We start from the raw sequence: 24577 nt of genomic DNA, 5'->3' as shown, positions 1-24577 counted from the left end.
CGCGTATGAAAGACATTTACGAAACCGAGGTCCGCAAGCAGCTGACCGAGAAGTTCGGCTACAAGAACGCCATGGAAGTGCCGAGGATCGACAAGATCGTCGTCAACATGGGCGTGGGCGAAGCCGCGCAGGACTCGAAGAAGCTGACCGCCGCTGCCGCCGAGATGGCCGCCATCACCGGCCAGAAGCCGGTGCTGACCAAGTCCCGCAAGGCGATCGCGAACTTCAAGCTCCGCGAAGGCCAGGGCGTCGGCTGCAAGGTCACGCTGCGCCGCGAGCACATGTACGAGTTCCTGGACCGCCTGATCAACATCGCGCTGCCGCGCGTCCGCGATTTCCGCGGCGTGAACGGCAAGAGCTTTGACGGTCGCGGCAACTATGCGCTCGGTCTCAAGGAACAGATCATTTTCCCCGAGATCGATTACGACAAGGTTGCTGACGTCCGCGGCATGGACATCATCATCTGCACCACGGCGAAGACGGATGAGGAAGCCAAGGCCCTGCTGACCGCCTTCCGCATGCCGTTCCAGAACTGAGCCGAGAAGGGACCCCTGATATGGCAAAGACGAGTTCTGTCGAGAAAAACGAGCGCCGCCGCAAGATGTCGGTTCAGTTCGCCGCCAAGCGCGCGAAGCTGAAGGCTGCGATCAAGAACAAGAATGTCACCCCGGAAGAGCGTTTCGAGGCGGTCCTGAAACTGGCCGAACTGCCGCGCAATTCCGCGAAGATCCGTGTGCGCAACCGTTGCGAACTGACCGGCCGTCCGCGCGCCGTTTATCGCAAGCTGAAGTTGTCGCGCAACATGCTGCGTGAACTGGCCTCGAGCGGCCAGATCCCCGGCATGACCAAGTCGAGCTGGTAAGGAGAGCAACAGATGGCTCTGACCGATCCCCTGGGCGATATGCTGGCCCGTATCCGTAACGGCCAGCAGGCGGGTAAGGCGGCAATCGCTTCCCCGGCTTCGAAGCTGCGTATGAACGTGCTCGAAGTGCTGAAGAAAGAAGGCTACATCCGCGGCTACGAGCTGCAGGAAGAAGCCAACAAGCGCAACCTCCGTATCGAACTCAAGTATTTTGAGGGCGAGCCGGTGATCAAGACGATCGACCGCGTGTCGAAGCCTGGTCGTCGCGTTTATTCCGGTATTAAGGACCTCACCAAGGTTCGCGGCGGTCTCGGGATTTCGATCCTGTCGACCCCGCGCGGCGTGATGTCCGACGCTGAGGCTCGCGCTGCCAATGTTGGCGGCGAAGTCCTCTGCCGCGTGTTCTAAGGAGTCGATCATGTCGCGTATCGGCAAGCATCCGGTTCCGGTGCCGCAGGGCGTTCAGGTCCAGCTGGCTGGCCAGACCCTGACGGCCAAGGGCCCGAAGGGCGAGCTCAAGCTCACCATCGTCGAGGACCTCGACGTGGCCCTGACTGACGGCAAGATCACCGTCAAGCCGCGCCAGGTCAATCGTCGCTCGCGCTCCATGTGGGGCATGCAGCGCACGCTGGTCAGCAACCTGGTCAAGGGCGTCAAGGACGGCTTCAGCCAGGAACTGGAAATCAACGGCGTCGGTCTGCGTGCGGCTATGCAGGGTAAGAACCTGCAGCTGAACATGGGCTTCAGCCACGAAGTGATTTATCCCATTCCGGCCGGCATCGAGATCAAGGTGGAAAAGCCCACTTCGATCAAGATTTCGGGCGCGGATCGACAGCTCGTAGGCAAGGTCGCAGCGGACATCCGCTCGGTCAAACCGCCGGAGCCCTATAAGGGCAAGGGCATCAAGTATGCCAACGAGACTATCCTCCGCAAGGAAGGCAAGAAGAAGTAAGGATCGCGACGATGAGCAACAAGACTCGCATGAACGATCTGGATGCCCGCCGCAAGGCCCGCAACCGGACTCGTATCGTCAAGGCGGCCCATGGCCGTCCGCGCCTGAGCGTGCATCGCTCGTCGCGTTACATCTACGCCCAGGTCATCGACGACGTGAAGGGCGTGACCGTGGTTTCGGCGTCTTCGCTGGAGTCGAGCCTGCGTGGTTCGCTGAAGACCGGCGCCGATACGGCCGCTGCGTCGGAAGTGGGCAAGTTGATCGCCGAGCGCGCCAAGGCCGCCGGCGTCACCGAGGTGACCTTCGATCGCGGTGCGTACCTCTATCACGGGCGCGTCAAGGCGCTCGCCGAGGCTGCGCGCGAAGCCGGTCTGAGTTTCTAAGAAAGGTTCGGGTATCATGGCTGTTACTCAACGCGAACGAGGCGAGCGTGGCGACCGCGGTGGCGATCGCGACCGCGGCGAAAGCGATATCGTCGACAAGCTGGTCAGCATTAACCGCGTCGCCAAGGTCGTTAAGGGCGGTCGGCGTTTCGGTTTTGCCGCACTCGTCGTTGTCGGCGACCAGAAGGGCCGCGTCGGCTACGGTTCGGGCAAGGCGCGTGAAGTGCCGGAAGCCATCCGCAAGGCCACCGAGCATGCCAAGCGCAACATGATCCGCGTTACGCTGCGCGAAGGCCGCACGCTGCATCACGACATCGAGGGCCGTCATGGCGCCGGTAAGGTCGTGCTGCGCTCGGCTCCTCCGGGCACCGGCATCATCGCCGGCGGTCCGATGCGTGCCGTGTTCGAGACGCTCGGTGTTGCCGACGTGGTGACCAAGTCGCTGGGCAGCTCGAATCCGCATAACATGGTGAAGGCCACGTTCGAGGCCCTGAAGCAGCTCAACGCGCCCCGCCATATTGCGGCCAAGCGCGGCAAGAAGGTGGCTGACATTCTCGGCCGCAAGTCCGAGACTGAGGAGTAAGCCCCATGGCTCCGGCGAAGAAGAAGGCCGCCAAGGCGGCCGGCAAGACGGTGAAGGTGACCTGGATCCGCTCGGCGAACAAGCGGACTGCCGATCAGCAGGGTACGCTGGTCGGTCTGGGCCTGCGCAAGCTGCATCAGTCGCGTGAACTCGAGGATACGCCCTCGGTGCGCGGCATGATTGCCAAGGTGCAGCACCTGCTCCAGGTCGAAGGCTAAGGATTAAGTGGTCGGCTCCACGGGGGCCGACCCGAGCGGAAGGGTTAGAAACATGCGTCTCAATCAGATCGCCGACAATCCGGGTGCCCGCAAGGACCGCATGCGCGTTGGTCGCGGCATCGGCTCCGGCAAGGGCAAGACCTCGGGCCGTGGCGTCAAGGGTCAGAAGGCTCGTACCGGCGTCAGCATCAAGGGCTTCGAAGGCGGCCAGACGCCGATCTATCGTCGTCTGCCGAAGCGCGGCTTCAACCCGCTGAACCCGGTTCACTTCGAGACCGTCAACATCGGCCGCCTGCAGTCGGCCATCGAGAAGAACAAGCTCGATGCCGCGCAGCCGATCGACGAAGCGGTGCTGAAGAAGGCCGGCCTGTGCTCGCGCAAGGCTGGCGGCGTTCGCCTGCTGGGCACCGGCGAGCTGAAGGCCAAGGTCACCATCACCGTGAGCGGCGCTTCGGCGACGGCCAAGGCGGCGGTGGAAAAGGCCGGCGGCAGCATCACGGTGCTGATCGCTCCGAAGGCGGAAGCCGAGCCGAAGGCCGAGAAGAAGGCCAAGGGCAAAGGCAAGAAGAAGTAAGTCAGACCTTTTCAGGTCCGGAGGCGGGGCTCACAGGCCCCGCCGTCCGTCTCAGGTTCACGCGGTCGGATTTTTAGGGCTCGCATATGGCATCGGCAGCGGAACGCATGGCTGGCAGCCTCAATCTTGGGGCGTTCGCCAAAGCGACCGAATTGAAGAAGCGCATCTGGTTCACGATCGGCGCGCTGATCGTCTACCGGCTTGGCACCTATATTCCGCTGCCTGGCATCGATCCGATGATCATGGCGGACATCTTCCGTCAGCAGGCCGGCGGCATCCTCGGGATGTTCAACGTCTTCGCCGGCGGTGCGCTCGAGCGCATGACCATCTTCGCGCTCAACATCATGCCGTATATCTCGGCCTCCATCATTGTGCAGCTGCTGACGGCGGTGACGCCGCAGCTCGAAGCGCTGAAGAAGGAAGGCGAGGCCGGCCGCAAGAAGCTGAATCAGTATACCCGTTACGGCACCGTGCTGCTGGCCATTGTGCAGGCTTACGGTATTGCCGTCGGCCTGGAAGGCATGACCGGCAGCCGTGGCGGCGCCGTGATGGAGCCCGGCCTGTTCTTCCGTCTGGTGACCGTGGTGACGCTGACCGGCGGCACGCTCTTCCTGATGTGGCTGGGCGAGCAGATCACCCAGCGCGGCATTGGCCAGGGCACGTCGCTGATCATCTTCGCCGGCATTGTCGCCGAGTTGCCGCGCGCCATGGCCGCGACCCTTGAACTCGGCCGTACCGGTGCGCTCAGCACCTTCTTCATTCTGTTCCTGCTCATCCTGATCGTCGTCGTGATCACCGTGATCGTGTTCATGGAACGCGCCCAGCGCCGCATCCTGGTGCAGTACCCCAAGCGCCAGCAGGGCGCCCGCATGTTCGGCGGTGAAAGCTCGCATCTGCCGCTGAAGCTCAACACGTCGGGTGTGATTCCGCCGATCTTTGCCTCCTCGCTGCTGCTGATGCCGGCGACGATTGCACAGTTCACCGCCAGCGCCGGCGCGCCTGGCTGGGTCACCACCATCACCACGCTGCTGGGCCACGGTCAGCCGCTGTACATGGCGACCTACGTCGCCCTGATCGTGTTCTTCTGCTTCTTCTATACTTCTGTCGTATTCAATCCGAACGAGACGGCGGATAACCTGAAGAAGTACGGCGGCTTCGTGCCGGGCATCCGTCCGGGCCAGCGTACGGCCGAGTATTTCGATTACGTACTGACCCGTCTGACGGTGGTCGGTGCGGCCTATATCTCCGCGGTCTGTCTTCTGCCCGAGTTCCTGATCTCGCAGTATTCGGTGCCGTTCTATTTCGGCGGTACTTCGCTGCTGATCGTGGTCAGCGTGACCATGGATACCGTTGCGCAGATTCAGTCGCACCTGTTGGCACACCAGTATGAGGGCCTCATCAAGAAGGCCAAGCTGAGGGGAGCGCGCAAATGAGGTTGATCCTGCTCGGGCCCCCGGGCGCCGGCAAAGGCACCCAGGCCCAGCGTCTGATGGCCAAGCATGGCCTGGTCCAGCTTTCGACCGGAGACATGCTGCGCGCCGCCGTCAAGTCTGGCTCGGCCATTGGCCTGAAGGCCAAGGCGATCATGGACAGCGGCGCCCTGGTCTCGGACGAGATCGTGGTTGGCATCATTGCTGACCGGATCGACCAGCCGGACTGCCGCAAGGGGTTCATCCTGGATGGCTTCCCGCGCACCACCAAGCAGGCGGAAGCCCTGGACAAGATGCTGGCCGAGCGCAAGCTCAAGCTGGATGCCGTGATCGAAATGAAGGTCGATGATGGCATTCTGGTTGAGAGAATCACCGGCCGATTCACCTGCACCAAGTGTGGCGCGGGCTACCATGACAAATTCCAGCCGACCAAGCAGCCAGGCGTATGCGATCGCTGCGGTTCGACCGAGTTCAGCCGCCGTGCGGATGACAAGGCCGAGACCGTGGTTCCGCGCCTGAAGGCTTACCACGAGCAGACGGCGCCGCTTCTTCCGTACTATGACGGGCGCGGCATCCTGAAGCGGGTGGACGGCATGGCGGAAATAGACGATGTGACGGGTCAGATCGAGGCTGTTTTAGCCGCGCTTTGATCCCACTTAAGTAGTTGACTGAGTAGGAAGAGTTTCTATAATCGCGCCCCTTAGGCAACGGGCGCGAGCAGGATAAGAGGCAGCGGATCCCGACGTAAGTCATTGACTTCGTTGGGTTTGTCTCGTGTCTAAACGGTGCCTAAGGTGAACGTTCCGGCTGTCCGGGGCGTGTGATTCGAGGAGAAAAACGTGGCGCGTATCGCTGGCGTGAACATTCCGACCAACAAGCGGGTCGAGATCGCACTGACCTACATTTACGGTATCGGCCGGGTGAAGGCGAAAGAAATTTGCGAGAAGGTGGGTCTGCCTTCGGAGCGTCGTGTCAATCAGCTGACCGATGCCGAAGTGCTGCAGATCCGTGAAGCGATCGACCGCGACTACAAGGTCGAAGGCGACCTGCGCCGTGAAATCGCCATGGACATCAAGCGCCTGATGGATCTGGGCTGCTACCGCGGCCTGCGTCATCGCAAGGGCCTGCCGGTCCGTGGTCAGCGTACCCATACCAACGCCCGTACCCGCAAGGGCAAGGCGGTCGCCATCGCCGGCAAAAAGAAAGCCGCGCGCTAAACCGTTAGCCCCCGTTTCGAAGGACTGCAGGATCCATGGTCAAGGACAAGACCGCGCGCCCCCGGCGCAAGGAAAAGAAGAACATCACATCCGCTGTTGCGCATGTGAATGCTTCGTTCAACAACACGATGATCACCATCACCGACGCCCAGGGCAACACCATTGCCTGGTCGTCGGCTGGCAGCCAGGGCTTCAAGGGGTCGCGCAAGTCGACGCCGTATGCCGCTCAGGTCGCCGCCGACATCGCTGGCCGTCGCGCTGCCGAGCACGGCGTGCGTACGCTGGAAGTCGAAGTGAAGGGCCCGGGTTCGGGCCGCGAGTCCGCTCTGCGCGCCCTGCAGGCCGTCGGCTTCGTGATCACCAGCATCCGCGACGTGACGCCGATCCCGCATAACGGCTGCCGTCCGCCGAAGCGTCGCCGCATCTAAACGGTCCGCGTCGGATTTAGGTCCGGCGCAGAAAAGAATAGCGTGGCCGGCCGCCCCCCTCCGACGAGACAGGGGCGGCCGTAGCCGCAACCGAGGTGGTCTAGGCGGTGTGTCCGCGCCCGCCGCAACCGAACGAGGTTACAGGTGATCCAGAAGAATTGGACCGATCTGATTAAGCCGAACAAACTGGTTATCGAGCCTGGCGCCGTGCCGGGCCGTACAGCCACGATTGTCGCCGAGCCGCTGGAGCGTGGCTTTGGCCTGACGCTGGGCAATGCGCTGCGCCGCGTGCTGCTCTCGTCGCTGCAGGGTGCCGCCGTCACGTCGATCAAGATCGACGGCGTGCTGCACGAATTCTCCTCCATCCCCGGCGTGCGTGAAGACGTCACCGACATCGTGCTGAACATCAAGTCGATGGCGCTGAAGATGCACGGCGAAGGCCCGAAGCGCATGCACCTGAACGCCCAGGGTCCGTGCGAAGTCACCGCCAAGATGATCGAGACCGGTCATGACATCGAAGTGATGGATCCGAGCCACGTGCTGTGCACGCTGGATGCCGGCGCCACCATCCGCATGGAACTGACCGTTGAGACCGGCAAGGGCTATGTGCCCGCGTCGGCCAACCGTCCGGAAGATGCGCCGATCGGCCTGATCCCCGTCGATGCGCTCTACAGCCCGGTCCGCAAGGTTTCGTACAAGGTCGAGAATACCCGCGAGGGCCAGATTCTCGACTATGACAAGCTGACCATGCAGATGGAAACCAACGGCGCGATCAAGCCGGATGACGCGCTGGCCTATGCCGCCCGCATCCTGCAGGACCAGCTCCAGCTCTTCATCAACTTCGAAGAGCCCAAGGCTGAGTCGCGCGAGAAGATCACGACCGAGCCGGAGTTCAATCCGAACCTGCTGCGTCGCGTCGATGAGCTCGAGCTGTCGGTCCGTTCGGCCAACTGCCTCAAGAACGACAACATCGTCTACATCGGTGATCTGATCCAGAAGACCGAGGCGGAGATGCTGCGGACGCCGAATTTCGGCCGCAAGTCGCTGAACGAGATCAAGGAAGTTCTGGCTCAGATGGGGCTGCATCTCGGTATGCATGTTCCCAACTGGCCGCCGGAGAATATCGAAGAACTGGCGAAGAAGCTGCAGGATCAATACTGATCCTGCCCGCCTGACGAAGATCGAGGAGAGTAGCTATGCGTCACCGCAATGCCGGCCGCAAACTGAACAAGTCCAGCGCTCATCGCCGTGCGATGTTCGGCAACATGGCCGCGTCGCTGATCAAGCATGAGCAGATCACGACCACGCTGCCGAAGGCCAAAGAGCTGAAGCCGCTGATCGACAAGCTGATCACGCTCGGCAAGCGCGGCGATCTGCATGCCCGTCGCCAGGCGCTGTCCTTCCTGCCGGAGAAGGCTGCGGTGGACAAGCTGTTCTCGACGCTGAACGAGCGCTACGCCTCGCGCAGCGGCGGTTACAGCCGCGTGCTGAAGGCCGGCTTCCGCTATGGCGATGCCGCCCCGCTGGCCGTGGTCGAGCTCGTCGATCGCGACCCGTCGGCCAAGGGCCTGGACTCCGGTCCGGTGCAGGACGCGGCCGAGGCCGAAGCGGCAGCCTGATCGGCTGACGCATATCGTATCTGAAGCGGCGGTCCGGTTTCCGGGCCGCCGTTTTCATTTTGTATCAGGCCGGATGGGGCAGGGGCGTGAAGACCACGCCGGCCAGCAGCATCTCGACACGCTCGTGGCCGAGCGGCAGAATCAGGGAGATATGGTCGACATACTGATCGTCGATCAGGCCCTGGCGCCGGATCAGTGCCGGCCCGCCGCTTTCCAGTACCTGGCAATAGGTTTCGCGCGCCATGGCCGCCAGTTCGGGCCAGGGATGCTGCTCCAGATATTTGCCGGTCATGTCGAAACCCTGGCGGCGCGCGATGTCGCTTCCGAACAGGCGGTAGCGGAAGCGCAGCGGCTCCGGCTCCACATCGACCAGGATCAGGCTGCCGAGAATAAAACGCAGGTCCAGCGGGTCGATCTGATCGCGGGCTGGATAAGTCAGGCTGCCCCGCTTGGCATCCCAGTAGGCGCGCAGTTTCTGTAGGACTGGCTGCTCAAGAATCATGCGCTAACATCGGGCTGATGGCGTGAATACCGGGTTAATGTGGCGCAACAGACGCTGGCCCATTGAAAACCTTTTGGAAACATCCTTATTTAACCGGGGCCATGACCATACGCCTTGCTCTCCGCGCCCTGATCCTTTCGCTGCTGACCTTGTTCAGTCTGGCCCCGGCCGGTCATCCGCTGGCGCAGACGCCCCAGCGCCAGGTGCCGGCCAGCCGGGCCGAAATCCAGTTCAGCTTTGCGCCGCTGGTGCAGCGCGCCGCGCCGGCGGTGGTCAACGTCTATACCCGCCGGGTCGAGAAAGTACAGCGCTCCCCCCTGCTGGACGACCCGTTCTTTCGTCGCTTCTTCGGCGACCAGCTGCAGGGCGGTCAGCCGCGCGAGCGTGTGGCGCAGTCGCTCGGGTCCGGCGTCATCGTTGAGGCCGAGGGCATCATCGTCACCAACAACCATGTGATCGATGGCGCCACCGAAATCGTCGTTGCCCTGAGCGACCGTCGTGAATTCGAAGCCAGGGTGATTGCGGCCGATCCGCGCTCGGACCTGGCCGTTCTGCGCATCGAGACGCAGGGCGAGACGCTGCCGTATCTGGAATTCAGCGATTCCGACGAGTTGCTGGTCGGCGATCTGGTGGTCGCCATCGGCAATCCCTTCGGCGTGGGACAGACGGTGACGCAGGGCATCGTTTCGGCCGTCGGCCGCGCCATCTCTGAAGACCTGAACGCACAGTCCTTCATCCAGACCGATGCGGCGATCAATCCCGGCAATTCCGGAGGCGCGCTGCTGACCCTGGATGGCCGGCTCGCCGGCATCAACACGGCGATCTTCTCGCGCTCGGGCGGCTCGATCGGCATCGGGTTTGCCATCCCCGCCAATCTGGTGTCATCCACGGTTGCCAGCGCCATGGCCGGCAAGGGAATCAAGCGGCCATGGTTCGGCGCGCGCGGCGAAGCCGTGACCAACGAGATCGCGCAGGGGCTCGGCCTGACACGTCCCAATGGCGTGCTGATCGGTGAAGTCTATCGTGATGGTCCCGCCGACCGTGCCGGCCTTCGGGCCGGCGACGTGGTGCTGGCCATCGACGGGCGCGAGGTGAATGACGCACAGGCGCTGCGCTTCCGTATCGCCACCCGCAAGCTGGGCGAGGCGGCACGCCTGGACGTCCTGCGCCGCGGCCAGCGCCAGAGTCTGCAGATCGCGCTCACCGAGGCGCCGGAACATCCGCCGCGGCAGGTGACGTCGCTTGCCGGCAACCAGCCGCTGGCGGGTGCCACCGTGGCCAACCTGTCGCCGGCCTATGCCGAAGAGATCGGCGTCGATACGCTGGAGCGCGGCGTGATCGTCACCGAGATTGTGGCCGGCTCGCCGGCCAACCGGCTGCGCCTGCGCCCCGGCGACATCGTCGTGAAGATCAACAACCAGGATGTCGATGACGTACGCGAGTTGCAGGGCCTGCTGCGCGGCAGTCAGTGGACGATTGTCCTGCGGCGCGGCAAGCAGCTGCTCAGCTTCTCGGTGAAGCTATGACTAAGAAGACCGGCGGCACCGCCGAAACGCTGTTCAGTGCGGCCGGTATGGAGGTTGCACCGGCCGGGCCGCTGGCCGACCGCCTGCGGCCGCAGACGCTGGACGACATCATCGGGCAGGACCATCTGCTGAAGGGTGAGGGGCCGCTGGCCCGCATGGTGCAGGCGAAGAAGCTGGCCAGCCTGATCCTCTGGGGCCCGCCGGGCACCGGCAAGACCTCGATCGCCCGCCTGCTGGCCGATGCCACCGATCTGGAATTCGCGCCGCTCTCGGCAGTGTTCTCCGGCGTCGCCGATCTGCGCAAGGTCTTCGAGGCCGCGCGCGAGCGCCGGGCCCAGGGCAAGCGCACGCTGCTGTTCGTCGACGAGATCCATCGTTTCAACCGGGCCCAGCAGGATGGTTTTCTGCCCTATGTGGAAGATGGCACCGTGGTGCTGGTCGGCGCCACCACCGAAAATCCCAGCTTCGCCCTGAATTCGGCCCTGCTGTCGCGCGCCTCCGTTGTGGTGCTGCATCGCCTCGACGATGCCGCTCTGGAATCGCTGCTGAGCCGCGCCGAAGCCATCGAGAACCGCGTACTGCCGCTGACGGCCGAAGCCCGTGCGACCCTGCGCGCCATGGCCGATGGCGATGGCCGCTACCTGCTCAACATGACCGAGCAGATCTATACCCTGCCGGTGGAGACCGAACCGCTCGATAATGCCCGTCTCGCCGAGACGCTGCAGAAGCGTGCACCGATCTATGACAAGACCCAGGACGAACACTACAACCTGATCTCGGCCCTGCATAAGTCGCTGCGCGGATCCGATGTCGATGCGGCGCTGTACTGGATGGCGCGCATGCTGGCCGGGGGCGAGGACCCGCTCTACATCACCCGCCGCCTGGTCCGCTTCGCCGCCGAGGATATCGGGATGGCCGATCCGCAGGCGTTGGTGCAGGCGCTGGCGGCCAAGGATATGTACGACTTCCTCGGCTCTCCGGAAGGGGAACTCGGTCTGGTGCAGGCGGTGATCTACCTGGCCACGGCGCCGAAGTCGAACGCCGCCTACAAGGCGGAGAAGGCGGCCAAGCGCGCGGCGCGTGAACATGGCTCACTGATGCCGCCGATGCATATCCTGAACGCGCCGACCAAGCTGATGAAGGATCTCGGCTACAATGCCGGCTATGCCTATGATCACGATGCGGAGGATGGCTTCTCGGGCCAGAACTACTTCCCGTCGGATATGGACCGGCAGACCTTCTACCGCCCGGTGGAGCGCGGCTTCGAACGCGACATCCTGAAAAGGCTGGACTACTGGCAAAAGCTGCGGGCGCGCCGGCAGGAGGGCGGGGGCGGATAGCCCCGGCCGTCTGTTAACCAAGCGTGAACCGCTGACCGCTAGGCTGTTTCCGTATATAATGGGCGTATGGCGTCTACATTCAGCAATGTCATGGAGCGATTTTCCGTGCTGCAACGGCTCGGCATCTATGGCGGTTTTGCCCTTGGTCTGCTGGCAGTCGGCGGGCTGGTCAACTATGCCATCAACATGCCGAAGGAAAAGCCGTTCTATACGCCGGGCCAGGTGCCCAGCCGGGAGGACTGCTTCTACAGCAAGCTCGCACAGTTCAAGAATGTGACCCGGCAGATCATCTTCCAGGCCGGGCAGGAATGCGAAATCGAAGTGCAGTCGCTGGAAGTCCACGAGCAGAAGCGTCAGGAATGGGTCGAGCGCCAGGCCGAGAAGGCGCGCCAGCGCGCTGCCGAGCCGGTCGCGCAGACACCGCCGGAAGAACCCCAGGAAAAAGATCGCGTGCGCCGCGTCTGGCGCTGAGCGGTCCATCGCCTTTCACACAGAGTATTCCTTCATGTCCCAGGTAATCACCCGCACCGTCGATGACGGCGAAGCCGATCTGCGGCTCGACCGCTGGTTCAAGCGCCACTATCCCTGGCTTGGCCATGCCAAGCTGGAGAAGCTGCTGCGCACCGGCCAGGTTCGCGTCGATGGCGGTCGCGCAAAGGCCGCCACCCGGCTTGAGGCCGGGCAGGCGATCCGCATTCCGCCGCTGGGCGATCCGCCCAAGGATGATGACAGGCCGCGCGAACCCCGGCCGGCCCGTGCCACGCCGGCGCGTATCGCCGAACTCGAAGCTGCCATCCTGCACAAGGACGAGGCGGTTCTGGTCATCAACAAGCCGCCCGGTCTGGCGACCCAGGGCGGCACCGGTCTGACCGAACATCTCGATGGTCTGCTCGGGTTTCTGAAATTCGGTGCGCCGGACCGCCCGCGTCTGGTGCATCGCCTGGACAAGGATACCTCCGGCGTCATCCTGCTGGCACGCACGGCTTCTGCGGCGGCAAAGCTCGCCGGTGCGCTGAAGGCGCGCGAGGCGCACAAGCTCTACTGGGCCCTGGTCATGGGTGTACCGGAAATTCGTCAGGGCAAGATCAATATGCCGCTGTCAAAACTGCCTGGCGCTGCCGGCGAGAAGATGGCGGCCGACGAAGACGACGGCAAGAATGCCGTCACGCTCTATCGCACCATCGACACGGCCGGCCGTCGTGCCTCCTGGCTGGCCATGGCGCCGCTGACCGGTCGTACGCATCAGCTGCGCGTTCATGCCGCCCTGATGGGACGGCCGATTGTCGGCGATGGCAAGTATGGTGGCGCCGAAGCGCATCTCACCGGCGGCGTCAGCCGCAAGCTGCATCTGCATGCCCGCGCCATCCGCCTGGCGCATCCCGATGGCGGTTTTCTTGAGGTCAAGGCGCCTCTGTCGGAACACATGCAGGCGACCTGGGACTTTCTCGGTCTGGAGATCGAGAAAAGCGCCGATGCATGGCTGGAATAGACCGGCCCCTTCTGCCTGACGATCTGCGGCAGCGGGCTCACCCGCTGCGCCCGGCTTTGGCCGCCGAGGTCCATGCCCGCCCGCCGTTGCCATTGGCTGCTCCGGCGCGCGTGCTGCATCTCGGCCTGATGCTCAGGCCCGACGATGCCGCGGCCGAACATGCTCATCTGGCTGCGCTGTGCCGGTCCGCCGGCTTGCCGGAACCCGAGACCGGTGCCCGCCATGTGGCCGTGCCGCTGGCTGATGGCGGTCATCTGATCTGGGAAAAACGCACCGAATTTTCCACCTATACACTCTATCTCAGCCGTACGACTGGCGCCCCGCTGCAGCCGCCGGCTGCCGCCTTGCCGCTGCCGTCCGACTGGCTCGGCCATCTGCCGGGCCGGCTCATGATCGCGGCCGATGTCACGGTGCTGTCCGCTGCCGATATCATGCCGGCCCAGACGGCACTGGCGCAGCTGCTCGACGGGCCGACCCTGGCCGCCAGTGAACTGGCCGAAGGCAAGGCCACGGTATGGACCGACTTCCATCTTGGTGCCGACGATACCGTGCGGTTCATCCTGCAGGATCGCGGCCTGACAGCGGCGCAATGCGGCCGCATCGTCATGCGCCTGCTGGATATTGAAACCTATCGCATGATGGCGCTGCTGGCTTTGCCGCTGGCGCAGCAGGTGGCGCCGCGCATCACGGTGCTGGAGCAGGGCCTGGCAAAGCTCGCGGCCCGCATGGTCGACGAGACTCATGAAAGCGAGCAGACCCTGTTGCGCGAAATCGCCGGCCTGGCCGCCGAGGTGGAGACACTGGCGGTGGAGACGCCGTATCGTTTCGGTGCGGCGCGCGCCTATCATGCCCTGGTCGAGCGCCGCATCGCCGAGTTGCGCGAGGCCCGGATTGAAGGCCAGCCAACCATCGGCGAATTCATGGAACGGCGGCTCTCGCCCGCCATGCGCACCTGTATCACCATGGCGGAACGCATCGAAGGCCTGTCGCGTCGTGCCACCCGTATGGCCAATCTGCTGCGCACGCGCGTCGACGTGGCGCTGGAGCGGCAGAATGTCGAGCTTCTGGACGCCATGAACCGCCGCTCACGGCTGCAGCTGCGGTTGCAGGAAACCGTCGAAGGTCTCTCGGTCGCCGCCATCACCTATTATACGGTTGGTCTTGTCGGCTATGCGGCGCAGGCGCTGCATGCGCTGGGCCTGCCGGTCGACAAGGAGATCGCCATCGGTGCCGCCATTCCGGTGGTGGCGCTGATCGTTTGGTGGGGCCTGCGCCGCTTCCGCCGTTCGCTGCAGAAAGCCGGCCTGCATTAGCTGGCGGATTATCCGGTGGTGCGCAGCGCCGTCTTGATGGTCGCCGACAGGTAATCAGCCACCGCGCGCACCCTGGGTGCCTTGCGCAGATCGCGGTGCAGCACCAGCCAGAGCTCGCGCGTCACCGGCGGCTTGCCGGGGTCTGCCGTCAGCTCGGGATACTGCCGGCCGATATAGTCGGGCAGCAGCACGGCGCAGGCACCGGCACGGGCGGCGGCCACCAGCGGGATCATGCTGTTGCTGCGGATCGCCTGGCGCAGGCCGGATTTTTTCAGCCACAAGGATTCCGGCAGCTCGTCCAGGCTTTCGTCGAAGGCGGCGACAGCCGTGCGATCTAGGGCTGCGGCATGGCGATACAGGCGGTACGGCACGGCGCCGAGCCGGCTGGCATAGAGTTCGCCGGTCTTCGGCCGGGCCCAGCGGATGGCGATGTCGGCCTCGCGGCGCGCCAGGCTGAGCGAACGATGATCGACCAGGATTTCCAGCTCCAGCCGCGGCCAGCGCCGGCGCAGCTCGGCCAGGCAGGGCGCGATGGTATGGCTGGCGACGCCTTCGGTGGCCGTGATGCGCACCAGGCCTTCCACCGCTTCGCCACGCTGCGCATCGGCCAGTCGGCCAAGACGAAGCAGGGGGGCCTCGATCTGCTCGGCCGCCTGCAGCACCGGAGCAGCCAGTGGCGTCGGGCGGTAGCCGCGCGCCCGTCGCTCGAACAGTGCATAGCCCAGGGTTTCTTCCAGCGCCGCGATGCGTCGGGCCACGGTCGCATGGTTGACCTTCAGCACCCGGGCGGTGGCCGACAGGCTGCCGTGGCGGGCCAGCTCCAGCGCATAGCGCAGGTCGTTCCAGTCAGGCTGGCCCTGGCTTTTTCTCTCTGTGCGTTTTTGCATAGTCATCGCGCAATCTTATGGAATTTGCACAAAGCCCGCCATGGCTTAAATCCGGCATACGGCCATCCGGCCGGACTGCAACATGGAGTAGGCGTCAATGACCCGCCCGAAGACTTTGCTTGAAATGGCCGGCGCTGCCGGCGTGCCGTTCCTGTGGGACAAGGCTGCCCTGGTTGTGGTGGACGCCCAGAATGAATATCTGGCCGATGGCGGACTGCCGCTGACCGGTATCGAGCCGGCCGTGGCCGAGATCGGCAAGCTGCTGGCCGCTGCTCGCGCCCATGGCGCGCCGGTGATCCATGTGCGCCATCATGGTCGTCCGGGCGGCGCGCTGTTCAACCCCGAAGGTCCGAAGGCGGATTTCATTTCTGCCGTGCGGCCGCTGGATGGCGAGACCATCGTCACCAAGGGTCTGCCCAACAGCTTCGCCAGGACCAACCTGGACGAGGTGCTGAAGGGGCTGGGGCGCAGCGATCTGATTATCTGCGGTTTCCAGAGCCACATGTGCATCAGCGCCACGGCGCGCAGCGCTCTGGATCATGGCTATCGTGCAGCGGTGGTGGGGTCAGCCTGTGCGGATCGCGACCTGCCGGATCCGGCCGGCACCGAAACGGTGAAGGCCGCGGACCTGCATCGCATCACCATGGCAGCGCTGAACGACCGCTTCGCCATCGTGCTGAAGGATGCAAGTGCTATTTCGGCGCAGGCAGCGGCGTAGCATTCACGCCGCCGCGCGGTGCGGCGTTCATCGACGGTACCGGCTGCACGCCGCCGCCGGTTTCCGATGGGCGGTTTCGGGTGCGCCGGTCAGCCGGCAGGGTGTCCCAGATGCGGTTGGCTTCGGCCAGATTCACTTTCTGGTCGCCCGGTCGGCAGGCGCGGCTGCGATAGAGCAGGCGGCGGTCGGGATAGAAACACCAGGAGGCTTCCGCCAGTTGCGCACGCTGCAGCAGTTCGGCCTCTTCGGTGTTGATCCAGCGGCTGCCCGGCGGGCAGGCCTGCGCCTCGAAAACATGGCCGCTGCCGTCGTTATAGCAAAGCGCATAGATGCCTTCGCCCACGCGCGCCTCGTTGCTGGGATAGGGCGTCACCGCTGCGCCGCCAGGTCCGCCCGGTGGTACGTTGGACTGTGGCACGGTGCCGATGCCGGGTGCCCGCGATGCAGGGGTGAAACTGCGTGACGGGGCCGGTGTGATTTCCGGCGCGCCGCGGCCGGCGACCGGCTCCCGTGTCGATGCAGCCTGATACTGGCGCTCGGCCTGTTCGCTGCCGACCGGGCTGTAGCCCGGTGCGCAGCGTCCGGTCTGGCTGGTGTAGAGCAGGCCGGTCTCTGCGCTGAAGCAGGGCGTACCGGCGCTGCTGCTGGTGCTGTCGACCGGCCGCGTGCGCGTTTCGCCGCCCAGGCCGCGATACAGGCTGCGGTTCAGGTCGCGCACGCTGTTCTCCATGCCGCTGCATGCGGCCAGTCCGACCGCAAAGACCAGCAGCACGAGACCGCGCGCCAGCATCAATGGCTCAGCCGCGGCCGCGATAGGAGGCGACGCCCTGTTCGGGCAGCCACAGTCCTGTCGGCGGCTTGCCGGTTTGATAAAACACGTCGATCGGCATGCCGCCGCGCGGATACCAGTAGCCACCGATGCGCAGCCATTTCGGCTGCATGGCACTCACCAAGCGCTTGGCGATGCTGACCGTGCAGTCCTCGTGGAAAGCGCCATGATTGCGAAAGCTGTTGAGGAACAGCTTGAGTGATTTCGATTCAACGATCTGCCGGTTCGGCACATAGTCGATCACCAGATGGGCGAAATCCGGCTGGCCGGTCATCGGGCACAGGCTGGTGAATTCGGGCTGCGTGAAGCGGATCAGATACAGCGTGCCCGGCTGCGGATTGGGTACGGTTTCGAGCACGGCCAGCTCGGGGCTGGCTGGCTGATGCGTCTCATGGCCAAGCTGGGTGAGGCCGGCCACGGAGGTGGCGCGACGGGTGATGGCGGGACGGGCAGTGGCTTTTTTCGGCTTTGTCATGCTCTCTATCTGCCATAACAACGCCTTGATTGCATCCCCGTGTCGCCACGATCCGCCGGCATCGTGATGCCCGTACCGACCGCAGGCATCCGGGTGGATGTACCGTCGGTGCGCATGCCCCCGAAGGAGGCACCCATGACCAGTCTCAAGATGCTTGCCACGGCCGTCACTTTCGCCAGCGCCCTGTCGCTTGGCGCCGTTTCCGGCGCCTTCGCGCAGGCCCAGCCGGCGACGCCTGCGACCCCGGCGCAGCCCAGCGTGACGCAGCCGGGCGTGACCCAGCCCGCCACCCCGGCGACGCCGTCGGTCAGGAAGGCCGAGCAGAAAGCGGATGTGCAGAAGGCTGAGAAAAAGGCCGACATCAAGAAGGCCGACGAGCGCAAAGCCGATCTGAAGAAAGACCAGGCCAAGCAGGATCTGGCCAAGCAGGACCAGAAGGCGCGCGACGCCAAGAAGGCGACCAATTAAGTCTGCCGGTTTCTGATCGGAAGAAGGCCTTCGCCTGGTGGCGGAGGCCTTCTTTTTTGCCAATTTCCAACAATCTTTGTGTTAAATTCCGCCCCGTGGTTGAGCCCGGAGGCCGGCCATGCGATTTTTGCCGCCATGGAACGCTCCGTCTCTGTTGCTGCCGATTTCACCCCACCGAAGCTGGTGCTGTTCGATTGCGACGGCACACTGGTCGACAGCCAGCATCATATTGTCAGCGCCATGCACAGCGCCTTTGCTGCCAACAGCCTGGCATTGCCCGAGGCCGACAGCGTCCGTCGCACGGTCGGTCTGCCGCTGGAAGTGGCCATCGAGCGCCTGCTGCTGCCGCTGGGCAGCAGGGCGCTGGCGCCGGTGGTTGAGGCCTACAAGGTCGCGGCCGTGGCCCAGCGTCTGGAGCCCGATCACGAAGAACCGCTGTTCCCCGGCCTGGTACCGGCGCTCGACCGTCTGGAAGCAGCCGGCTTCCTGTTCGGCGTGGCCACCGGCAAGGCCCGTCGCGGTCTCAACTTCACCCTGGCCACCCATAACCTGGCCGATCGTTTCGTCACCCTGCAGACCTGCGATGTGGTGGCGGCCGGCAAGCCGGCGCCCGATATGGTATTGCAGGCGATGGCGGAAACCGGTGCCGTGCCGGGCTCGACAATCGTGGTGGGCGACACAACTTACGACATGGAGATGGCCCGCAATGCCGGCGTGATGGCGATCGGCGTGGCTTGGGGCTATCATGACGAAGAGATTCTGCTTCGTGCCGGAGCGGCAAGGATAATCAAAAACTTCGGGGAACTTCCTGATCTGGTTGTCGAACTGATGGCCTGATCGATTTCAGCTTTGACCGGAGGTGCCAGATGCGCGCGTTGAAATGGATTGCCGTCGTTGTGGTGCTGCTGGTCATCGCTGTCGTGGTCGCGGCTTTGACCGTCGACGTGAACCGCTTCAAGCCGCAGATCGTGGCCGCCGTCGAGGAAGCCACCGGCCGCAAGCTCGAGATCGCCGAGGATATGAAGCTGAGCCTCTGGCCGCTGGGCATCGGGGTGAAACGGGTCAGCTTCGCCAATGCTGCCTGGGGCAGCCGGCCGCAGATGGCCACCATCGGCGAGTTCACGGCGCAGGTTGACCTGATGGCCCTCATCCGCAGCCAGGTGAAGGTCGACAGCCTGGTGCTGGCCGATGTCGATCTGCTGCTCGAAAAGGATCGCCAGGGCCGGGCGAACTGGGATTTCGCCAGCCAGAAACCGGCCCCGCAGCAGCAGCCCTCCACACCTCAGGCGGCGAAGTCAGGGACTGGCGGCAGCCTGCCGCAGATCGAGAATGTCTCGCTGAAGAATGTGAAGCTGGCCTATCACGATGCCCAGAGTGGCGCGAAGACCGATGTGAATCTCAGTGAGTTTTCGATCAAGCAGGCCAGCGGCAACCTGCTGGCCACCAAGCTGGTGGCGGTGGTCAACGGCAACGAGATCAAGGCTGACGGTACGCTCGGCAACCTGGACGACCTGATGGCGCCGAGCCGGCCCTGGCCGGTGAAACTGAATGTCACGGTTCCGGGCGGTAAGATGGCAGTTGATGGCAGCATCGCGCAGCCGATGCAGGCCAAAGGCCTGGTGCTGAAGGTTTCGGCCGAGGCGCCGGATCTGGCCAAGCTGGCTGCGGCCTTTGGCGCGGCCGGGGTGCCCGCCGTGCCGCTGACCTTCCAGGCGGATGTGAAGGATGCCGGACCGCAGCGCTATGCCCTCAGCAACATCGCCGCGAAAATTGCCGACAGCGATCTTGCCGGTACCGCAGAGCTGAATCTCGCCGGCGCAAAGCCGGCTGTGAAGGCCGATCTTGTCTCCAAGTCCATGGATGTGGTCGCGCTGATGCCCAAGGACAGCGCGGCAGCCAAACCGGCTGCCGGCGGTGGCACGGCGGCCGGGCCGAAGCCGGCTGCGACCAAATCCGGCGATGGTCGCCTGTTCAGCAATGACCCGTTGCCGCTCGATGGCCTGAATGCCGCCGACGCCCAGGTCAGCTACAAGGCCGACCGTTTTAAGGCCCCGACCATCGATGCCCAGGGCGTGGCGCTGGCGATTGCTCTGAAAGACGGCGTGCTGAATGTGAAGCCCATCATTGCGGCGCTGGCCCAAGGCAGCCTGAACGGTGACATCACCTTAAATGGCAAGGCCAAGACCTTGAATGCCAAGCTCGATGGCAAGGGTATCGTGCTCAGCGAATACCTGCAGAAGGCAGGCATCACCGACATCGTCCGGCGGGGTGCGCCGACCGATCTGGTGCTGGATGTCAGCAGCCAGGGCGGCAGCATGCGCCAGCTGATGGCCGGCCTGAACGGTAAGGCGATTCTGAAGGTGGGCGAGGGCGAGCTGAAGGAAGAGTACATGCGCGACTTCCTGCCGGGTCTGGCCCGGTCGGTCGCAGCCCTGGATCGCGCCACGGCCAAGACCAAGCTGCAATGCGTGGTGGCAGGCCTCGATATCAAGGCTGGCGTGGTGACGCCCAAGGCGATGCTGGCCGAGACCGGCAGCTTCACCATGACCGGCGACGGCACCGTCAATCTCGGCACCGAGCAGCTCAACCTGCGTCTGGTGCCATCCTCGCGCGATACCGGTCTGGCGGCGGCGCTGCCGCCGGTGATGGTGCGCGGGCCTCTGACCGATCCGGGCTTCACGCCGGATACGGCGGCCCTGGCCAAGAACATGCTGGGCACGGCGGCTGGCTATGCGGCGCTCGGGCCGCTGGCGCTGCTGTCGCCGGCGCTGGGTTCGGGTGGCGACGATGCCGCCACCGCCTGTTCCAAGGCAGTCGCGCTGGCGGAAGGACGCCCGGTGCCGGCCTCGACCGCCAAGCCGGGAGCGACCCAGCCGCAACAGCCGCAGTCGAACAATCCGGTCGACAATCTGAAGCGCCTGTTCGGCCGGTGACCCGGGCTGGTTGCCGTTGCCTGGCGGCGTCGCTATAAGCCGCGGCCATGAAGCGTTTTTACAAGACGGCGACGGCGCAGGCCGAGCCTGACGGCACGGCCACCATCCGGCTGGACGGCCGGCCCCTGAAAACGCCGGCCAAGGCGGAGATGCGGCTGCCCGTGCCGGCCCTGGCCGCGGCGATCGCCGCCGAGTGGGACGCCCAGCAGACCGAGATTCGGCCCGATGCGATGCCGCTGACCCGGCTGGCCGCCACCGCCATCGACCGCGTGCAGCTCAATCCTGCCATCGCCGCCGAGGAAATCCTGCGGTATGGCCAGACTGATCTGCTGGTCTACCGGGCCACCGAGCCGGTGGAACTGATGGCGCGGCAGGCAGCCGTCTGGCAGCCGCTGCTCGACTGGTTCCGCGAGCGCTACGGCATCGAACTGGCCGTTGCCGGCGGCATCATGGCCGTGGCACAGCCGCCGGCGCTGCAGGCCCGGCTGCGGCAGGCCTGCGATGACTGCGATCCCTTCCGGCTGACCGCCCTGCATGCGGCCACCACCAATACCGGCTCGGTGGTCCTTGGCCTTGCGCTGCTGGAAGGGCGAGTCGATGCAAAAACAGCCTGGGAAGCCAGCCTGCTCGACGAGCTGTATCAAGTCGGACTATGGGGCGAGGATGCCGAGGCGACCCATCGGCGGTCAAATCTGGCCGCCGATCTGCGGGCAACCGAGCAATTTCTAGCTCTGCTACAGGTGACCCCTTAGGCTTATTGCCGAAAGTTGTATATCACCTCTGGCTGCAACCTTTTCTACTGAACCGGCAAAGCGCTTGCTATAGTTGTACCCTGAACAGGGACTCTGATGTCGGCCTTTGGGGGGGCCCGACATAATGGCAGGTAAAGATACACCGCAGCGCCAGCGGCCAAAGGTTGGCTATGGTGAGCTGCTCGCGACCATCGCGGACCATGAAAAGTATCGTCAGCGACTGCCCGGCGGGCGTCGGGCGATCCTGCATTACCGCGACCTGTCGCATCTCACCATGGCCGGCGCCGATCTGGCCGGGGCCGACTTCACCGGCTGCAACCTGCAGGCCGTCAATCTGGCCGATACCAATCTCAGCAGCGCCACGCTGCTCGGTGCCGATCTGCGTGGCGCCAGCATGCAGCATGCGAGGCTGGACCATGCCGATCTCCGCGGCGCATCGCTGCGCGGCGCCGATCTGACCGGCGCGCAACTGCAGGAAGCCGATCTCTGCGACGGTGTTTCCACCGGCCGCGACGCGAATGGCTCGGCACGCATCGCCAAGCCCGAGCATGATGCCGTCGACCTGGGCGGCGCCAAGCTGGTGGCAGCCAATCTCACCGGCGCCAACATGTGCGGCGTCAATGCCGGCCGCACCGATTTCAGCGATGCCGTTCTGATCAACTGCATGCTCGGCCGGGCCAACCTTGCCGCGGCAAAACTCTCCGGCGCGAATCTCTCCGGTGCCGATCTCAGCAATGCCAACCTGCGCGGCGCCCAGCTGCGCGGTGCTATCATGGTCGGCATCCGCATGGATAACGCCCAGCTGGCCGATGCGGATCTGCGCGACGTGCTGGACGATACGCCGCGGGGACGTTCGATCGCCGAGCTGGATGTTTCAATCGACGAAGCCTTCCGGCTCTATCGCCTGTGGGTCGAGACCGATGGCACCAGCGGACGGCTGTTCGATTTCAGCCGCTTCGATCTGCGCAGCATCGGCCCGCGCCCCGGCCTGGTGCTGACCGGCGCCGTGCTGGAAGGGGCGGTGCTGCAGGGACTGAACCTGGAGCGTGCATCGCTGCAGGGTGCCAAACTGGTGGACGCGGATCTGCGCGATTGCAACCTGTTCGCTGCCGATCTGCGCGGCGCCAACCTGACTGGCGCCCAGCTGGTGCGTGCCGATCTGCGCGATGCCGATCTGGGGCCGCTGGTGGTGGGCCAGGTACGATCCTTCCCGGCGAACCTGACGCGCTGTCTGCTGCGCAACGCCGACCTGCGCGGCGCCAGGTTGCGACAGGCTTGGCTGGACGATGCCGACATGGCGCGTGCCCTGCTGGAGGGTGCCGATCTGACCGAGGCCCGGCTGCCGCAGCGGCAGTCCTGACACGCGCTGCGGTCTGATATATCAGACCCGATAAATTCCTTTTATCGCAGGGTTTTCTACTAGACTATTGCACTGCAGCGCCGGCTATTTTGCCGGCTTGCGCGATGTGCTATTGCCGTGTCACGGCCATGTCATAAGGCGCCCCAGCAGTCAGCGCCAATAACGGGGAGTTGCATGCAGGACATCATCCGGCAGTTGGAAGAAAAGCGCGCGCAGGCGCGGCAGGGCGGCGGAGCGAAGCGCATCGAGGCGCAGCACGCCAAGGGCAAGCTGACCGCCCGCGAACGTATCGAACTGCTGCTCGATCCCGGCTCCTTCGAGGAGTGGGACATGTTCGTCGAGCATGACTGCACGGATTTCGGCATGGCCGAGCAAAAGGTGGCCGGCGACGGCGTCGTCTCCGGCTACGGCACCATCAACGGTCGCGCCACCTTCGTCTTCAGCCAGGACTTCACCGTGTTCGGCGGCTCGCTCTCGGCCAGCCATGCCGGCAAGATTTGCAAGATCATGGACAGCGCCATGAAGGTCGGCCTGCCGGTGATCGGCCTCAACGATTCCGGCGGCGCCCGCATCCAGGAAGGCGTCGACAGCCTCGCCGGCTATGCCGAGGTATTCCAGCGCAATGCGCTGGCCTCCGGTGTCGTGCCGCAGATTTCCGTCATCATGGGGCCCTGCGCCGGCGGCGCGGTCTATTCACCGGCGATGACCGACTTCATCTTCATGGTGAAGGACAGCAGCTACATGTTCGTCACCGGCCCTGACGTTGTGAAGACGGTGACGCAGGAAGTGGTGACCCAGGAACAGCTTGGCGGTGCGGTGACGCATACCACCAAGTCCTCGGTGGCCGACAATGCCTATGAGAACGATGTCGAGGCCCTGGCGCAGACGCGCCGCATGTTCGACTTCCTGCCGCTGAACAACCGCGAAAAGGCCCCGGTGCGCGAGACCTGGGATCCGATCAGTCGCCAGGAATCCTCGCTCGACACGCTGGTGCCGCCCAATCCGAACAAGCCCTACGACATGAAGGAGCTGATCGAGAAGGTGGTGGACGAGGGCGACTTCTTCGAGGTACAGCCCGGCTACGCCAAGAATATCATCATCGGCTTTGCCCGCATCGGCGGCCAGACCGTGGGCATCGTCGCCAACCAGCCAATGGTGCTGGCCGGCTGCCTGGATATCGACTCAAGCCGCAAGGGTGCGCGTTTCGTGCGCTTCTGCGACTGCTACGACATTCCGATCGTCACCTTTGTCGACGTGCCCGGCTTCCTGCCCGGCACCAGCCAGGAATACGGCGGTATCATCAAGCATGGCGCCAAGCTTTTGTTCGCCTATGCCGAGGCGACCACGCCGAAGGTCACGGTCATCACGCGCAAGGCCTATGGCGGCGCCTATGACGTGATGTCGTCCAAGCATCTGCGTGGCGACGTCAACTATGCCTGGCCCTCGGCGGAAATTGCGGTGATGGGCCCCAAGGGCGCGGTGGAGATCATCTTCCGCGGCGAGATCGGCGATGCCGAGAAGATCGCCGCGCGTACCGAAGAATACCGCCAGAAATTCGCCAACCCCTTCGTCGCCGGCCATCGTGGCTTCATCGACGATGTGATCATGCCGCACAACACGCGCTACAGGATCGCCCGCTCGCTCGCCATGCTGCGCGAGAAGAAGCTGGAGAATCCCTGGAAGAAGCACGACAACATTCCGTTGTAAGGGTAGCGCGTA

The 24577-nt window shown here is 64.4% G+C and carries 30 protein-coding genes; 26 read left to right on the top strand and 4 right to left on the bottom strand.

The window, feature by feature from the left end:
• The first annotated feature begins 5 nt into the window (after window positions 1-5).
• From rplE to rplQ, 14 genes are all read left to right on the top strand, one after another.
• Window positions 6-536, top strand: coding sequence for a 50S ribosomal protein L5 (gene rplE, locus AC1ROB_RS22410; protein ID WP_492973281.1), 531 nt, complete (start codon window positions 6-8; stop codon window positions 534-536).
• A 20-nt stretch (window positions 537-556) separates the two neighbouring features.
• The gene (rpsN, locus tag AC1ROB_RS22405; RefSeq protein ID WP_492972844.1) at window positions 557-862 is read left to right on the top strand and encodes a 30S ribosomal protein S14; all 306 of its coding nucleotides are present in this window, start codon (window positions 557-559) and stop codon (window positions 860-862) included.
• Between the two features lie 12 nt (window positions 863-874).
• Complete coding sequence (gene rpsH / locus AC1ROB_RS22400; protein ID WP_492972845.1) at window positions 875-1270, top strand: 30S ribosomal protein S8; 396 nt, start codon at window positions 875-877, stop codon at window positions 1268-1270.
• 10 nt (window positions 1271-1280) lie between these two features.
• Entirely contained in the window at window positions 1281-1814 is a 534-nt protein-coding gene (gene rplF / locus AC1ROB_RS22395) for a 50S ribosomal protein L6 (protein WP_492972846.1), read from the top strand.
• 11 nt (window positions 1815-1825) lie between these two features.
• Entirely contained in the window at window positions 1826-2197 is a 372-nt protein-coding gene (rplR, locus tag AC1ROB_RS22390; protein WP_492972847.1) for a 50S ribosomal protein L18, read from the top strand.
• Between the two features lie 16 nt (window positions 2198-2213).
• A complete protein-coding gene (gene rpsE, locus AC1ROB_RS22385) occupies window positions 2214-2780 on the top strand; it encodes a 30S ribosomal protein S5 (protein ID WP_492972848.1) in 567 nt (188 codons plus the stop codon).
• A gap of 5 nt (window positions 2781-2785) precedes the next feature.
• Window positions 2786-2998, top strand: coding sequence for a 50S ribosomal protein L30 (rpmD, locus tag AC1ROB_RS22380; protein WP_492972849.1), 213 nt, complete (start codon window positions 2786-2788; stop codon window positions 2996-2998).
• A gap of 52 nt (window positions 2999-3050) precedes the next feature.
• The gene (gene rplO / locus AC1ROB_RS22375; protein ID WP_492972850.1) at window positions 3051-3572 is read left to right on the top strand and encodes a 50S ribosomal protein L15; all 522 of its coding nucleotides are present in this window, start codon (window positions 3051-3053) and stop codon (window positions 3570-3572) included.
• Window positions 3573-3658: 86 nt separating this feature from the next.
• Window positions 3659-5005 carry a preprotein translocase subunit SecY gene (secY, locus tag AC1ROB_RS22370; RefSeq protein WP_492972851.1) on the top strand — a complete coding sequence of 449 codons (1347 nt, stop codon included), beginning with the start codon at window positions 3659-3661 and terminating at the stop codon, window positions 5003-5005.
• Window positions 5002-5652, top strand: coding sequence for an adenylate kinase (locus AC1ROB_RS22365; RefSeq protein ID WP_492972852.1), 651 nt, complete (start codon window positions 5002-5004; stop codon window positions 5650-5652). Before secY ends, AC1ROB_RS22365 begins: the two co-directional genes overlap by 4 nt.
• A gap of 189 nt (window positions 5653-5841) precedes the next feature.
• Complete coding sequence (rpsM, locus tag AC1ROB_RS22360) at window positions 5842-6219, top strand: 30S ribosomal protein S13 (RefSeq protein ID WP_492972853.1); 378 nt, start codon at window positions 5842-5844, stop codon at window positions 6217-6219.
• Window positions 6220-6254: 35 nt separating this feature from the next.
• Window positions 6255-6647, top strand: a complete 393-nt coding sequence (rpsK, locus tag AC1ROB_RS22355; RefSeq protein WP_492972854.1) for a 30S ribosomal protein S11 — start codon at window positions 6255-6257, stop codon at window positions 6645-6647.
• A gap of 144 nt (window positions 6648-6791) precedes the next feature.
• The gene (locus AC1ROB_RS22350) at window positions 6792-7808 is read left to right on the top strand and encodes a DNA-directed RNA polymerase subunit alpha (RefSeq protein WP_492972855.1); all 1017 of its coding nucleotides are present in this window, start codon (window positions 6792-6794) and stop codon (window positions 7806-7808) included.
• Window positions 7809-7843: 35 nt separating this feature from the next.
• A complete protein-coding gene (rplQ, locus tag AC1ROB_RS22345) occupies window positions 7844-8266 on the top strand; it encodes a 50S ribosomal protein L17 (protein ID WP_492972856.1) in 423 nt (140 codons plus the stop codon).
• Window positions 8267-8330: 64 nt separating this feature from the next.
• Here the strand turns inward: rplQ and AC1ROB_RS22340 are convergent, their stop codons facing one another.
• Window positions 8331-8768 (bottom strand): PAS domain-containing protein, encoded by a 438-nt coding sequence (locus AC1ROB_RS22340; RefSeq protein ID WP_492972857.1) that lies wholly within the window; start codon window positions 8766-8768, stop codon window positions 8331-8333.
• Window positions 8769-8869: 101 nt separating this feature from the next.
• On the opposite strand from AC1ROB_RS22340, the gene AC1ROB_RS22335 reads away from it, so the two are divergent.
• From AC1ROB_RS22335 to AC1ROB_RS22315, 5 genes are all read left to right on the top strand, one after another.
• The gene (locus AC1ROB_RS22335) at window positions 8870-10294 is read left to right on the top strand and encodes a DegQ family serine endoprotease (RefSeq protein WP_492972858.1); all 1425 of its coding nucleotides are present in this window, start codon (window positions 8870-8872) and stop codon (window positions 10292-10294) included.
• Window positions 10295-10341: 47 nt separating this feature from the next.
• Window positions 10342-11634, top strand: coding sequence for a replication-associated recombination protein A (locus AC1ROB_RS22330; protein WP_492973282.1), 1293 nt, complete (start codon window positions 10342-10344; stop codon window positions 11632-11634).
• Between the two features lie 66 nt (window positions 11635-11700).
• On the top strand, window positions 11701-12105 hold the full coding sequence (locus tag AC1ROB_RS22325) for a hypothetical protein (RefSeq protein WP_492972859.1): 405 nt from the start codon (window positions 11701-11703) through the stop codon (window positions 12103-12105).
• 34 nt (window positions 12106-12139) lie between these two features.
• A complete protein-coding gene (locus AC1ROB_RS22320; RefSeq protein ID WP_492972860.1) occupies window positions 12140-13123 on the top strand; it encodes an RluA family pseudouridine synthase in 984 nt (327 codons plus the stop codon).
• Window positions 13111-14436, top strand: a complete 1326-nt coding sequence (locus tag AC1ROB_RS22315) for a DUF3422 family protein (RefSeq protein WP_492972861.1) — start codon at window positions 13111-13113, stop codon at window positions 14434-14436. Before AC1ROB_RS22320 ends, AC1ROB_RS22315 begins: the two co-directional genes overlap by 13 nt.
• A gap of 8 nt (window positions 14437-14444) precedes the next feature.
• Here the strand turns inward: AC1ROB_RS22315 and AC1ROB_RS22310 are convergent, their stop codons facing one another.
• Window positions 14445-15329, bottom strand: coding sequence for a LysR family transcriptional regulator (locus AC1ROB_RS22310; protein ID WP_492972862.1), 885 nt, complete (start codon window positions 15327-15329; stop codon window positions 14445-14447).
• A 91-nt stretch (window positions 15330-15420) separates the two neighbouring features.
• Between AC1ROB_RS22310 and AC1ROB_RS22305 the strand changes: the two genes are divergently transcribed.
• Window positions 15421-16041: a cysteine hydrolase family protein gene (locus AC1ROB_RS22305; protein ID WP_492972863.1), complete on the top strand. Its 621-nt coding sequence runs from the start codon at window positions 15421-15423 to the stop codon at window positions 16039-16041.
• On the opposite strand, the gene AC1ROB_RS22300 is transcribed toward AC1ROB_RS22305, so the two are convergent.
• Entirely contained in the window at window positions 16016-16831 is an 816-nt protein-coding gene (locus AC1ROB_RS22300) for a hypothetical protein (protein WP_492972864.1), read from the bottom strand. The genes AC1ROB_RS22305 and AC1ROB_RS22300 overlap by 26 nt on opposite strands.
• Before the next feature lie 7 nt (window positions 16832-16838).
• The gene (gene queF / locus AC1ROB_RS22295) at window positions 16839-17345 is read right to left on the bottom strand and encodes a preQ(1) synthase (protein WP_492972865.1); all 507 of its coding nucleotides are present in this window, start codon (window positions 17343-17345) and stop codon (window positions 16839-16841) included.
• 135 nt (window positions 17346-17480) lie between these two features.
• On the opposite strand from queF, the gene AC1ROB_RS22290 reads away from it, so the two are divergent.
• From AC1ROB_RS22290 to AC1ROB_RS22265, 6 genes are all read left to right on the top strand, one after another.
• Window positions 17481-17813, top strand: coding sequence for a hypothetical protein (locus AC1ROB_RS22290; RefSeq protein WP_492972866.1), 333 nt, complete (start codon window positions 17481-17483; stop codon window positions 17811-17813).
• A gap of 135 nt (window positions 17814-17948) precedes the next feature.
• Window positions 17949-18650: an HAD-IA family hydrolase gene (locus AC1ROB_RS22285; RefSeq protein ID WP_492972867.1), complete on the top strand. Its 702-nt coding sequence runs from the start codon at window positions 17949-17951 to the stop codon at window positions 18648-18650.
• A 29-nt stretch (window positions 18651-18679) separates the two neighbouring features.
• Window positions 18680-20746, top strand: coding sequence for an AsmA family protein (locus AC1ROB_RS22280; protein WP_492972868.1), 2067 nt, complete (start codon window positions 18680-18682; stop codon window positions 20744-20746).
• A gap of 47 nt (window positions 20747-20793) precedes the next feature.
• Entirely contained in the window at window positions 20794-21498 is a 705-nt protein-coding gene (locus AC1ROB_RS22275; RefSeq protein WP_492972869.1) for an ATP12 family chaperone protein, read from the top strand.
• A gap of 124 nt (window positions 21499-21622) precedes the next feature.
• On the top strand, window positions 21623-22858 hold the full coding sequence (locus AC1ROB_RS22270) for a pentapeptide repeat-containing protein (protein WP_492972870.1): 1236 nt from the start codon (window positions 21623-21625) through the stop codon (window positions 22856-22858).
• Between the two features lie 174 nt (window positions 22859-23032).
• On the top strand, window positions 23033-24565 hold the full coding sequence (locus tag AC1ROB_RS22265; protein ID WP_492972871.1) for an acyl-CoA carboxylase subunit beta: 1533 nt from the start codon (window positions 23033-23035) through the stop codon (window positions 24563-24565).
• The last annotated feature ends 12 nt before the right edge of the window (window positions 24566-24577 follow it).

Source organism: Ferrovibrio sp. GW821-FHT12F09, assembly GCF_058806775.1.
Note: the sequence above shows the minus strand (reverse complement) of the source record. Positions and strands in the feature narration are given on the sequence as shown.